The sequence below is a fragment of the Ferrimonas marina genome, assembly GCF_900129905.1.
GTDB lineage: Bacteria > Pseudomonadota > Gammaproteobacteria > Enterobacterales > Shewanellaceae > Ferrimonas > Ferrimonas marina.
The window spans coordinates 307,650-320,103 of sequence record NZ_FQXG01000002.1; the positions used below are offsets into that span (position 1 = coordinate 307,650).

Here is a 12,454-nt window from a genome sequence, read left to right on the forward strand (position 1 = left end):
CCGAACCGGTATTATCCCCGCCCTGATCCCAGCAACCCGGCGCAGTAACATGATCCAGATTGGCCTGACCAACCCCAAAAGCCCCAGCAACATTGGCGCAGTAATGCGTGCCGCCGGGTGTTACCAGGCGGATGCCGTGTTCTACACCGGTGAGCGAGCTCAGCGCGGCATGAAATACCACACCGACACCAAGAACGTCGCCAGCCAGATCCCGCTGCAGGCGGTAGATTGCCTGCTGGAGCAGGTACCGGCGGACGCCAAGCTGGTCTGTATTGAGCTGGTGGAGGGCGCCACCCCACTGCCCCAGTTTGTGCATCCGGACAACGCCTTCTATATCCTCGGGCCGGAGGATGGCAGCCTCAGTCAGGCGGTGGTCGACCGTGCCGATGCGGTGGTTTATGTCCCCACCGTCGGCTGCATGAACCTGGCCGCCACCGTCAACGTGGTGCTCTATGACCGGCTGGCCAAGGGCCAAGGCAAGGTGGAAGCCAGTGACGCACTGATCCGGCAAAGCCGCGATACCAACAACAGCGTTTCCATCGCCGCGCGCAGCAGCGACTAACGTTCGCTAGCGGATAAAAACTCAGCAAACGCCTTGCGCCGCTGCCCTGCTCTGGGTACCCTGCGGCGTTTTTCCTCATTCCTTCACTTAATCTCGGGTAGCTCACTGTGATCCAAGCAGCCAACATTACTATGCAGTTCGGTGCCAAGCCGCTGTTTGAAAATATCTCCGTCAAGTTCGGCGGCGGCAACAGCTATGGCCTGATCGGCGCCAACGGCTGTGGAAAGTCCACCTTTATGAAGATCCTCTCCGGCGAGCTGGAACCCTCCACTGGCAACGTCAGCGTCGAGCCCAACACCCGCGTGGCCAAGCTGGGCCAGGACCAGTGGGCGTTTGAGGAATACAGCGTAATCGACACCGTGATCATGGGTCACAAAGAGCTGTGGGAAGTAAAGGCCGAGCGCGATCGCATCTACTCCCTGCCGGAGATGTCGGAAGAGGAAGGCATGCAGGTGGCGGATCTGGAGGTGCAGTTTGCCGAGATGGACGGCTACAGCGCCGAAGCCCGCGCTGGCGAACTGCTGCTGGGCCTGGGTATTCCGGAGGAGCAGCACTTTGGCCTGATGAGTGCCGTTGCCCCCGGCCTGAAGGTGCGGGTATTGCTGGCCCAGGTGCTGTTTGCCGATCCGGACATCATGCTGCTGGACGAACCCACCAACAACCTGGATATCCACACCATCCACTGGTTGGAAGAGATCCTCAATGATCGCAGCTGCACCATGATCATCATCTCGCACGACCGTCACTTCCTGAACTCCGTGTGCACCCACATGGCGGACATCGATTACGGTGAGCTGCGTGTCTACCCGGGTAACTACGACGAGTACATGACCGCCGCCTCCCAGGCACGCGAACGCCTGCTGGCCGACAACGCCAAGAAGAAGGCGCAGATCGCTGAGCTGCAGGGCTTCGTTGCCCGATTCTCCGCTAACGCCTCCAAGGCTCGTCAGGCTACCTCTCGTGCCAAGCGGATGGAGAAGATCCAGTTGGAAGAGGTCAAGGCCTCAAGCCGTCAGACTCCTTTCATCCGCTTCGAACAGGAGAAGAAGCTGTTCCGTCAGGCGCTGGAGGTGACCAACCTGTCCCAGGGCTACGACGGTGAACTGCTGTTCAAGGGCCTGGATCTGAAGGTGGACGTGGGTGAGCGCATCGCCATCATCGGTGAGAATGGCGTGGGTAAATCCACCCTGCTCAACACCCTGGTGGGCGCGATGGAAGCCAAGTCCGGTGAGATCAAGTGGTCTGAAAACCACAACATCGGCTACTACGCCCAGGATCACGCCGCCGACTTCGAGAAGGACATCAACCTGTTCGACTGGATGGCCCAGTGGTCCACCGAGGGTGCCGATGAGCAAACCATCCGCTCCTTCCTCGGTCGCATGCTGTTCGGTCAGAACGACATCAAGAAGTCCGCCAAGGTGATCTCCGGCGGTGAGCAAGGCCGCATGCTGTTTGGCAAGCTGATGATGCAAAAGCCCAACATCCTGCTGATGGACGAGCCCACCAACCACATGGACATGGAGTCCATCGAGGCGCTCAACACCTCGCTGGAGAACTACGACGGTACTCTGCTGTTCGTCTCCCACGACCGGGTGTTTGTCTCCTCCGTGGCTACTCGCATCATCGAGCTGAAGCCTGATGGCATCACCGACTTCCACGGCACCTACGAAGAGTACCTGGCCAGCCAGGGCAAAGAGGGCTAACCGCCGCGGCCACGATGGCTCGCCGTAATGTAAAAACGCCCAGACCTCGGTCTGGGCGTTTTTTGTTGCCGGATGCGCCGACACCCAGCGCAAATCTGTGATCCAGAACGCATTAGCGTCCTGGCGTACTGTCACACTGTTACGTTAGTATCTTGCTGCCCTGGCGCCCAACAGCGCCAGTGCCTGGCATTGCCAAGCCACTGCACCACCGCCTTCGGGCCTTCGATTCCGCGATACAAGACAACGATAACAATGACCGACACCACCACCAAAGCCCCTAATACTGCCTGGGTTTCCCGCATCGAACGATTGGGCCATAAGATCCCCGATCCCATCGTCATCTTCATGTCCTTCCTGCTGCTGGGCCTGGGCCTGACCGCGCTGCTGGGCAACGTCCAGTTTGAAGCGATGAATCGAGACGGTGGCACCACCGTCTACGGCATGAAGAACATGCTGGCCACGGAGAACGTCCGCTGGCTGTTTGATAACGCCATCCTGGCCAACTGGCTGGCCTACGGCCAAGGGGTACTGGGGGTGATCCTGGTGGTGATGCTGGGGGTTGGCATCGCCGAACACTCTGGCCTGCTGACTGCCGTGATCAAGGGCCTGGGGGCCCGCATCAACGATCGCTACCTGCTGCCCACCGTTATCCTGCTGGGTGTGCTTAGCTCTCTGGCCACCGATGCCGGTTACCTGGTGCTGATCCCGCTGGCCGGCCTGCTCTATGCTGGCATGGGCAAGAACCCGCTGATCGGCATGGCCGCCGCCTTTGCCGGTGTTTCCGCCGGCTTCAGCGCCAACCTGCTGCCGGCCACCCCGGTGGATGTGTTCATCGGCATGAACACCCAGGCCTTCGCCCAGGCCCAGGACGTGCCCTTCGTCAATGCCAATGGCGCGGCACTGATCCCCGCCACCATGCACTACTTCTTCATCCTGGCCTCCACCTTCATGCTGGTGGCCATCGGCACCTGGGTAACCAACCGCTATGTCGCCCCACGACTGGAGCGCCAGAAGTACCAGCTGCCAGAGGAGATCGACCTGTCCGAGTTCGCCCTCAGCGACACTGAGCGCAAGGGCCTGAAGGCGGCAGGCATCGCCCTGCTGGCCGGTATCGTCGGCGTGGTATTGCTGGCCATGGGCCCGCTGGCGGCCTACGAGGTCGATGGCCGCACCATTACCCCCTACCTGGATAACGTGATCCTGCTGATCGCTCTGCTGTTTGCCGTGGTAGGCGCTGCCTTCGGCTACGCCACCGGTCGCTTCAAGCGGGTCACTGACGTGGCCAACGCCATGACCAAGCAGATGAACACCATGGGCTACGTCATGGTGCTGACCTTCTTCTGCTTCAACTTCCTGGCGGTACTCAACTACTCTGGCCTGGGCACCTACCTGACCTACCTGGGCGCGGCCCTGCTTACCGGCATGGGCCTGGAGCAGTTCCCGGTGCTGCTGCTGATCGGCTTTATGCTGATCACCGCGCTGCTTAACCTGGTGGTGGGCAGCATGTCCGCCAAATGGATGCTGCTGGGCCCGATCTTCGTGCCGATGCTGTACGCGGTAAACCCGGCCATGACCCCGGACCTGGTGGCGGCGGCCTACCGCATCGCCGACTCCAGCACCAACATCATCACCCCGATGATGACCTACGCCGGGGTGATCCTGGCGATGATGCGTCGCTACCGTCCGCAGATGGGGATTGGTGACATGATGGTGATGATGCTGCCCTACTCCATCGCCTTCTTCATCGCCTGGTCTGTGCTGCTGGTGATCTTCTTCAGCTTCGGCCTGCCGTTGGGCTTCTAAGTGCCCACCTGAATGAAAACACCCGGCCTTGTGCCGGGTGTTTTTGATGTTCCAAACGGATAGCGAAATCCGTTGATATGCAGCACAAAAGCAGAGCCGTTCAACCGGGTGTACAACTCTTTGGCTGAATACGGTTTCAAATTGATGCTGAGGCGGGTAGAGTTTGTGCCCCCGCATTAGACCGGCCCATCGTTGTCCTAGCCTCGCGCTGGGTTGCACCGCCGTGTTGGTCGCGGGAGAATTCACCCCTGGGGCCTGACCCCGTTGGATTTTGGAAACTGAGCAAACGGCAATGAAACTCTTTGTAAACGACTTAACGGTGATCGACTCCTCCTTTGTCGACACCACCCGGGGGATCGTCGGCGAAAGCTGGATCGTCGATCTCCAGCTCACCGGCGGCCTCAACGAGGAGTCCATGGTGCTGGACTTCGGGGTCGTCAAAAAGCAGATCAAGGCATTGATCGACGACCTGGCGGATCACCGCCTGATCGTCCCGACCCAGGCCCCGGAGCTGGCACTGCACCGCGATGTGGATGCCACCTGGGTGAGCAACAGCGCCACCCGCCAGGGCAGTTTCTTTGTCCAGGGTCCGGAGCAGGCGTTCTGCTTTATCGAAGCGCCCCGCATCGACGAGCAGAGCGTGGCCCAGTACCTGGAGCGGATGATCCTGCCGCAGCTGCCCAGCAACGTGAAGGCGATGAGCCTGTCGCTGCGCAGCGAGGCGATCGACGAGCCTTACTACCACTACAGCCATGGCCTGAAGAAGCACTCCGGCAACTGCCAGCGCATCGCCCACGGCCACCGCTCCCGTATCCGCATCTACAAAGACGGTCAGCTCGACCCGCAGCTGCAGGCCCTCTGGGCTGAGCGCTGGGAAGACATCTACCTCATCACCGAAGAGGACATTGTCGAGCTGGACACCCTGTCCGAGGGCGTACAGGGCCTGCCGGCTGAAGACCTCATCTGCGCCAGCTACCAAAGCCCCCAGGGCCACTTCGAGATTGCCCTGCCCCGGGAGCGCAGCGAAGTCATGACCACCGACTCCACCGTCGAGCGTATCGCCGAGTACATCGCCGAGCAGGTGGCCCAGATGCAGCCGGGTCATGCCATCGAGGTGTACGCCTACGAGGGTGTCAGCAAGGGCGCGATCGCCGAGAGCCGGGTTTAATCTCGAGTAACGAGAACGTCGCCCTCAGAACACAAAAACCGAAGCCCAGGCTTCGGTTTTTTTAGATTAATGATGCCTGCTTCATCCAAAGCCTAATCTGCGCTGTCATCGTCCCCCCACATTAGCAAGCATGCCCATAAACAACTGAATGACTTACATTGAGTGTGCTGCTAACTTAGAGCAACTCAGTTGGCAGGAAGCCTTAGCTGAGACTTAACGAAAGGGAATGGTTTTATTATGGATAAGGAAATCGATTTTTCACATTACTCTTTAGATGACCTTTACTCATCTGCAGAGTCTATTGACCGCACTGCTTTTCCAGAAAGAGCAAAGCGCATTGATATGCTTATTGCGGAGAAAGAACAGTCTCTACCATCATTAGAAAGTAAAAGTAGCCTCATAGGTGAGAGAGCGACTAGGCTCGATAGATTTTTTGCAGCTTTAGTCGATTTCATTATTGCGATGATTATCACAATGATTATCCTATTCGGTGAATTCCTGTTGCTCGGCATACCCGCTATTGAGTCCAGCACAAAGGTAATTTTGATTGAAACGATCTATACATTAATCCTTGGCTTGGCTATTCAGCTTACAGTTCATGGGTATTTCCTGCACCAATACGGACAGACCATTGGTAAAAGACTTCTATCGATAAGGATAGAAAATTTAGATGGCACTCAGGCCAGCTTTAGAAAGATTGTCTTTGTTAGAATGCTACCCATGCACTTGTTAACCATCATTCAGCCCATAGGTCAGCTAATAGCTGGGATTATTAATCCCCTCATGATTTTCGGTAAACAGCGACGCTGTCTACACGATTACATAGCGAAAACCAAAGTCTGTTATACGAGCACTAAGAATTGATTTAGAAACCGTCGCGGTCACACCTCGGCCAGGATCCTCTCTCGCATCCACTGCAGCAGACTGTCATCCTGACCATGCTCATGCCAGTACAGGTGAGTTTGCACCTCAGGTACAGCAAAGGGCAGCGGCAGCATAACGAGATCGTCGTCCATCAGCCCTTGTGCCAGGGAGCGAGGCAGGGTCAGCAGCAGCGGCTGGCTGACAATGATCGCCCGGGCGCTATGGTAGCTTTGACAGCGAATGGCGATGTTTCGCTCGAAGCCCTGCTGAGCAAAGGCCAGGTCCTCCAACACCTTGCCGGTGGGCCGGTTGGATACCGTGATATGCCGGGCGGCGCCATATTGCTCAGCGCTAAGCTCAGGTTGTGGCCAATGGGCCTTGCCAGCCAGCACGCAGTAGGGTGAAGACGCCAGTGGGCTGTGGCACACCGGCCGCGACAGCGCCCGGGCCACGTCGATGGCAAAGTCCACCTCGCCGCGGTCCAGTTTCTTAGTCAGTTGCTCCCTTTCCAGTGCCACGCTGTGCAGCTGCAGGCCCGGCGCCTGCGCTTGAAACCGCGCCACCAGTCGAGGCAGAAACAGCGGCTCAAGGGCATCGTGGATGGCGAGGCGGATCACCTGCTGGGCCTGGGTCGGGTCGAAGCTACCCAGCCTTTGCAGAGCCTGGCGAAGCTGGGTAAGGCTGCGAAGCAGCTCCGGAAGCATGCGGCGGCACACCGGGGTGGGCACCATGCGTTGGCCCTGGCGGACAAACAGCGGGTCCCCCAAGACCTGGCGCAGCCGCTTCATGGCGTGGCTGACCGCCGAGGGGGTGAGGTTCAGCTGCTGCGCTGCCCCGGTCATACTCTGATGCTGGTAGAGGGCTTCGACGACCTTAAGCAGGTTGAGATCCAGCTGGGCTAGGGCTTTAACCGTGGGCAATTGTGAAATCCATTCAAAGCTTGCGCTGATTACCTTTCATTTCATTCACACTAATGGGTTGGATACACTGACGTCAAACTGCTAGAACAGCCGCTTGGCTAAGGAAGGATATGGACTTCACCCACAGCCCACGTTGTCAGGAGACGCTGGACAGGCTCAACGCCTTTATGGACGAGCATGTCTACCCGGCCGAGCAGGCGATCTTGCAGGATCTGGCCCAGCGTAACCCCAGCGGCGACTGGCACAACTGGACGGTCAGCCCAGCCATTGAGGCGCTCAAGCAAAAAGCCCGGGACGCGGGGCTATGGAACCTGTTCTTGCCGGACGCGGAACTGGGCCAGGGGCTGAGCGTGGTGGATTACGCCCCGCTGGCCGAGCAAACCGGCCGGGTGATCTTCGCCCCGGAAATCTTCAACTGCAATGCGCCGGATACCGGCAACATGGAGGTGCTCTATCACTTCGGCAACGAGGCACAAAAGCGCACCTGGCTGACCCCGCTGCTGGCCGGAGAGATCCGCTCGGTGTTCTGCATGACCGAGCCCCAGGTTGCCTCCAGCGACGCCACCAATATGGAGGCCACCATCACCGAGGATGGCGATGAGCTGGTGCTCAATGGCCGCAAGTGGTGGACCACCGGGCTGGGCCATCCCAATGCCAAGGTGGCAATCTTCATGGGGCTGTCCAACCCCGAAGCGCCTAAACATCAACAACACTCGATGGTACTGGTGCCGCTGGACAGCGAGGGCGTTACCATCGAGCGCATGCTCACCGCCAGCGGCGAATACGACGCCCCCTACGGCCACGGCGAGGTCACCTTCGACCAGGTGCGGGTGCCGCGGCAGAACCTGCTTTGGGATCTGGGTAAGGGCTTTGCTATCGCCCAGGGGCGACTGGGACCGGGTCGCATTCATCACTGCATGCGCGCCATCGGCATGGCCGAACGGGCACTGGAGCTGGCCGTCGAGCGCGGCCTGTCCCGGGTGGCCTTTGGCAAGCCGCTGTTAAAACTCGGCGGCAATGGCGAGCGGATCGCCCAGGCCCGGCTGATGATTGATCAGGCCCGACTGTTAACCCTCAACGCCGCCTGGAAGATCGACACCCTCGGCGTCAAACAAGCGATGACCGAGATCTCCGCCATCAAGGTGGTGGTGCCCAACATGCTGCAACAGGTGGCGGACATGGCCATCCAGATCCATGGCGGTGCCGGGGTGTGTCACGACTTCCCCCTGGCCACCTTCGCCGCCGCCGCACGCATGCTGCGCCTGGCCGATGGGCCCGACGAGGTGCACCTGGCGATGGTGGCGCGACTGGAGATCGCCAAGCACAGCCAAGGGGGAGCGCGATGAAGGTGCTGATCACCGGCGGCGCCTCCGGGCTGGGGCTGGCCATGGCCAAACGCTGGGCCCAGGCCGGGGCTACTGTCTGCGTGGCCGATCGCAACGCCAGTGCCCAAGCGGCCACGCTGCAGGCGATCGCCGAGGCCGGCGGCATAGGTCACTTTATCGAGACCGATGTGAGCAGTGACGACAGCGTCGCCCGGCTCAAGGCCTTTACCGATCAGACCCTGGGCGGGGTAGACCTGCTGATCAACAGCGCCGGTGTGCCCACCGCCGGGACCGTCAGCGATGAAAGCCTGACAGCCTGGCAGTGGGTGCTGGACATCAACCTGCTGGGCTCGGTACGCCTGGTGAAGGCCTATGCCGAGTCGATGCGCCGTGCCGGCCAAGGCTACATCGTCAATGTCGCCTCCCAGGCCGCCCTCACCCCAACCCCCTTGATGGGCTCCTACAACGCCACCAAGGCGGCCATCGTCGCCTTCAGCGAAACCCTGAGACTGGAGCTGGCGCCCTTTGGCGTTGGCGTCAGCGTGCTCTGCCCCGCCTTTGTCAGTACCGCGCTGCACACCGCACTGCCCAAAGAGCAACACGCCATGCAGGCGCTGGTCACCAAGCTGGTAGAGGGGGGCAGCGTCAGTGCCGAGCAGGTGGCCGAACAGACCTTCCAGGCGGTGCAGGACAGGCAATTCCTTATCCTCACCCACAAGGAGGGCAAGAAAGCCTGGCGCATCAAGCGTTGGCTGCCTAATGCCTATCTTAAGATGATGGCCAAACGCACCCGTAAGTTCTCACTGAAAGGATACCGTGATGAACCCAGCCACTCTGCTTGATAAACCCAAGGCGGTCCGGGCCGGCGAGGAGCTCGACATCGACAAGGTGGACGCCTGGCTCAAGGGACAACGGCCAGAGCTCACCGGCACGCCAGAGGTGAGCCAATACTCTGGCGGCGCCTCCAACTGGACCTACTGCCTCAGCTACCCCGATATCGACTACATCCTGCGCCGTGCCCCTAAGGGCACCAAGGCCAAGGGGGCCCACAACATGGCCCGGGAGTTTCACCTGCAGGCGGCGCTGGCCAAGGCCTACCCGCTGGTGCCGGAGATGATCGCCCTGTGCCAGGACAGTGAGGTGCTGGGCACCGATTTCTACGTGATGGAGAAGCTGACCGGGCTGATCCCCCGCAAGGATCTGCCCCGGGCACTCAACCTCAGCGAGGCCCAGGCGGCTAAGCTGTGCACCGCCATGGTGGATGCACTGATTGACCTGCACTCGGTGGATATCAAAGAAGCCAAACTGACCGAGCTGGCCAAGGGCGAGGGCTACATCGACCGTCAGCTCAACGGCTGGTCGAAGCGCTACAGCGATGCACGCACCTGGAACGTGCCTTCGGCCAAGGGGGTGATGCGCTGGCTCCAGCAGAACAAGCCCAGCAAAGAAACCATCTGCCTGACCCACAACGACTTTCGCTTCGACAACCTGGTGCTGTCACCGGAGGACCCCAGCCAGATCCTCAGCGTGCTGGATTGGGAGCTGGCCACTCTGGGGGATCCGCTGATGGACCTGGGCAACACCCTGGCCTACTGGGTGGAAGCCGACGACGATTTCCTGGCCCAGTCCACCCGGCGACAGCCCACCCACCTGCCAGGGATGATGACCCGCCAGCAGGTGGTGGATTACTACCTGGAAAAGCGCGGCCTCAGCGGCGTGGATTTTCGCTTCTACGAGGTGTTCGGCCTGTTCCGTCTGGCCGGTATCGCCCAGCAGATCTATTACCGCTATCATCACAAGCAAACCCGCAATCCAGCCTTTAAACACTTCTGGATATTCGTGCACTACCTGCTCTGGCGTAGCCGCAAGGCGATGAAAGCCAGCAGCGCAAGGCGATGAAAGCAACATGAAGGTGATCTATCTGGTCCGCCACGGCCAGGCCAGCTTTGGCGCCGATAACTACGACAAACTCAGCCCCCTGGGCCACCAGCAAAGCGCCCATGTCGGTCAGTGGCTAACGGAGAAGACCAGTGTGCCGGATGCGCTGTTCTCCGGCTCCCTGGTGCGCCAGCGGGAAACCCTGCAGGCATCGTTGACGGCGTTGGAGCAGCAGGTCAAAGACTCACGGGGGGCCCCGTCCCCGATCCAGCACGACGGCTGGAACGAGTTTGATCATACCGCGGTGGTGCGCGCGGCGATGGCACAACGTGGCCTCTCCCGGGACGAGCTGTATGGCCTCAACGACGATGCGCTGATGGCCCTGTTCGCCGAGGGGATGGCGCTGTGGCTCACTGAAGGTCAAAGCGAGCGGTTTGCCGAAAGCTGGCCCGCCTTTACCGAGCGGGTCTGGCAGGCGTTTAGCCACTGCCTGGAGCAAACCGAGGAGGTGGGTGTGGTGTTCAGCTCCGGCGGCCCCATCGCCACCGTGTTAGGCCGGATCTGGCAGTTGCCAACGGAGCGGGTACAAAGACTCAGCTGGACCCTGGTCAACGCCAGTGTGTCGAAGATCCTGATCGGCCGCCAAGGTCCCACCGTCGCCAGCTTCAACGAGCAGCACCACCTGGAACGAGCGGGTAAGCACTTCATCACCTACAAATAGCGCCAGTCTGGCCGTGCCAGTGAGCGCCGCGCCATGGGCTCCCCACCAGCAAGGCACAAAAAAACCGAAGCCTGGGCTTCGGTTTTTTCGTTTGCACACTCCGACTTATTTGTCGGCGCGGCTCATGTACTTACGCTCTTCCACGTTGACCTTGATCTTGTCGCCGGTGGAGATGTACTCCGGCACCTGCACGATGACACCAGTCGACAGGGTGGCAGGCTTGGTGCGGGAGGTGGCAGAGGCACCCTTGATGGAGGGATCGGTCTCCACCACTTCCAGATCAACGCTGGTGGGCATATCCAGTGCCACCGGGGCGTCGTCAACGATCACCACCTGCATCCCCTCGATGGACTCATTCAGGAAGGGGATCTGGTCTTCGATGGCCGCAGTGTTCAGGTGATAGCTGGAGTAATCCTCGGAGTCCATGAACACATATTCATCGCCATCGATGTAGGAGAGAGTGGCAGGACGGCGGCGCAGATCGCCCAGATCGAGCATGTCGCTGTCCTTGAAGGTTTCATCCACCTTCTGACCGGTCACCACTTCGTACATACGCATCCGGTACAGACTGCCACCGGCGCGCCCCTGGGGGACAGAGCGCTCGATGTCCCGAACGATGTAGGTTTTATCATTGAAGACAATGGCCGTGTTCTTTTTAATCTCACTCGCTTTTGGCATGGTTGGCACCCGTTATTGGACGATGACAGCAAAGTACCATCGATAGCGCGCTTGGCAAGTCCCTTCACGCCTGCAAGGGGTTTTTGCTCGCGATATCACCACCGACTCTGCTATCGATAAGGGCTTTCCCCCTCGGGTGACTGAAACAAAAACCGAGGTTTGCACTCAGTTTTACCCCTACCCAATTGCCTTTTTCAGGCGCAAGCGATAAGGTCTAGGCCCTGTTTTTCTCCATCAAGTGAAAGGTCTGGATGTTAGGACTTCGGATACTGCTGCTGTCGCTGGTGATTGGCCTGTCTGGGCTGGTCGGCGTCGCCGTGTCTGAACCACAGCAATCCGTCACGACTTTGAACCTGGTGGTGGTGGAAAGTCCGGTCCAGGACGAGATCAGCGAGCCGCTTGGCTTTGCCAGCCCCTCCTCCAGCTCCGACTGGCTGCGGGCCAGCTGCGATCGCCTCTCCACCGCCTTCTTAGGCTCCAACCGGCAACAGCGCCCGGAGTACGCGGTGGCGTACGAGCTGCCTGTCCCGGTGCCGCAGCAATACCTGCCCGGCTACATCGAGCCGCTGCCCATCAGCCAGCAATGGCCGCTGGAAACCCACTCCAATCCCGCTCGCCTGGGCGGCTGGAAGGAGAGTAACCAGCTCTATCGCCTGTTGGCACTGCAACACCCCACCCTCGCCTGATCCCAGGCGGCTTTGTGCCGCCCTCACGCTGCTTGCGTCGCAAACTGACCTGTTGCTGCTCCCTGTCTTGAGGCAGGCTGCGCGCTCTCGTTGACGACCGCTTGCAGCATTGCGCTATTGCCCCCTGGGCGATGGCCAATCCGGCT

Annotated in this window: 12 protein-coding genes; 10 read left to right on the plus strand and 2 right to left on the minus strand. The window is 60.0% G+C overall.

Annotation, left to right across the window (positions count from 1 at the left end; translation table 11 throughout):
* Positions 1-49: 49 nt before the first annotated feature.
* The 5 genes from BUC04_RS05135 (at position 50) to BUC04_RS05155 (ending at position 6,100) form a co-directional block, all read left to right on the plus strand.
* Positions 50-562: an RNA methyltransferase gene (locus tag BUC04_RS05135; RefSeq protein WP_067657307.1), complete on the plus strand. Its 513-nt coding sequence runs from the start codon at positions 50-52 to the stop codon at positions 560-562.
* A gap of 107 nt (positions 563-669) precedes the next feature.
* Positions 670-2,265, plus strand: a complete 1,596-nt coding sequence (locus BUC04_RS05140) for an ABC-F family ATPase (RefSeq protein WP_067657304.1) — start codon at positions 670-672, stop codon at positions 2,263-2,265.
* A 252-nt stretch (positions 2,266-2,517) separates the two neighbouring features.
* On the plus strand, positions 2,518-4,068 hold the full coding sequence (locus BUC04_RS05145) for an AbgT family transporter (protein ID WP_067657301.1): 1,551 nt from the start codon (positions 2,518-2,520) through the stop codon (positions 4,066-4,068).
* A 292-nt stretch (positions 4,069-4,360) separates the two neighbouring features.
* Positions 4,361-5,236, plus strand: a complete 876-nt coding sequence (locus BUC04_RS05150) for a 6-carboxytetrahydropterin synthase (protein ID WP_067657299.1) — start codon at positions 4,361-4,363, stop codon at positions 5,234-5,236.
* A gap of 237 nt (positions 5,237-5,473) precedes the next feature.
* On the plus strand, positions 5,474-6,100 hold the full coding sequence (locus BUC04_RS05155) for an RDD family protein (RefSeq protein ID WP_067657296.1): 627 nt from the start codon (positions 5,474-5,476) through the stop codon (positions 6,098-6,100).
* A 17-nt stretch (positions 6,101-6,117) separates the two neighbouring features.
* On the opposite strand, the gene BUC04_RS05160 is transcribed toward BUC04_RS05155, so the two are convergent.
* Positions 6,118-7,020 carry a LysR family transcriptional regulator gene (locus BUC04_RS05160; protein WP_067657293.1) on the minus strand — a complete coding sequence of 301 codons (903 nt, stop codon included), beginning with the start codon at positions 7,018-7,020 and terminating at the stop codon, positions 6,118-6,120.
* A gap of 110 nt (positions 7,021-7,130) precedes the next feature.
* On the opposite strand from BUC04_RS05160, the gene BUC04_RS05165 reads away from it, so the two are divergent.
* From BUC04_RS05165 to BUC04_RS05180, 4 genes are read left to right on the plus strand one after another with little or no spacing between them, the layout of a single operon-like run.
* Positions 7,131-8,366, plus strand: a complete 1,236-nt coding sequence (locus BUC04_RS05165; protein WP_067657290.1) for an acyl-CoA dehydrogenase family protein — start codon at positions 7,131-7,133, stop codon at positions 8,364-8,366.
* Positions 8,363-9,187 (plus strand): SDR family oxidoreductase, encoded by an 825-nt coding sequence (locus tag BUC04_RS05170; protein WP_067657287.1) that lies wholly within the window; start codon positions 8,363-8,365, stop codon positions 9,185-9,187. The genes BUC04_RS05165 and BUC04_RS05170 overlap by 4 nt, the downstream gene beginning before the upstream one ends.
* Positions 9,165-10,244, plus strand: coding sequence for a phosphotransferase family protein (locus tag BUC04_RS05175; protein WP_067657284.1), 1,080 nt, complete (start codon positions 9,165-9,167; stop codon positions 10,242-10,244). The genes BUC04_RS05170 and BUC04_RS05175 overlap by 23 nt, the downstream gene beginning before the upstream one ends.
* Positions 10,245-10,251: 7 nt before the next feature.
* Positions 10,252-10,944 (plus strand): histidine phosphatase family protein, encoded by a 693-nt coding sequence (locus tag BUC04_RS05180; RefSeq protein ID WP_067657280.1) that lies wholly within the window; start codon positions 10,252-10,254, stop codon positions 10,942-10,944.
* Positions 10,945-11,049: 105 nt separating this feature from the next.
* Here the strand turns inward: BUC04_RS05180 and efpL are convergent, their stop codons facing one another.
* The gene (gene efpL / locus BUC04_RS05185; RefSeq protein ID WP_067657277.1) at positions 11,050-11,622 is read right to left on the minus strand and encodes an elongation factor P-like protein EfpL; all 573 of its coding nucleotides are present in this window, start codon (positions 11,620-11,622) and stop codon (positions 11,050-11,052) included.
* Between the two features lie 251 nt (positions 11,623-11,873).
* On the opposite strand from efpL, the gene BUC04_RS05190 reads away from it, so the two are divergent.
* On the plus strand, positions 11,874-12,308 hold the full coding sequence (locus BUC04_RS05190) for a hypothetical protein (RefSeq protein ID WP_067657274.1): 435 nt from the start codon (positions 11,874-11,876) through the stop codon (positions 12,306-12,308).
* Positions 12,309-12,454: the final 146 nt, after the last annotated feature.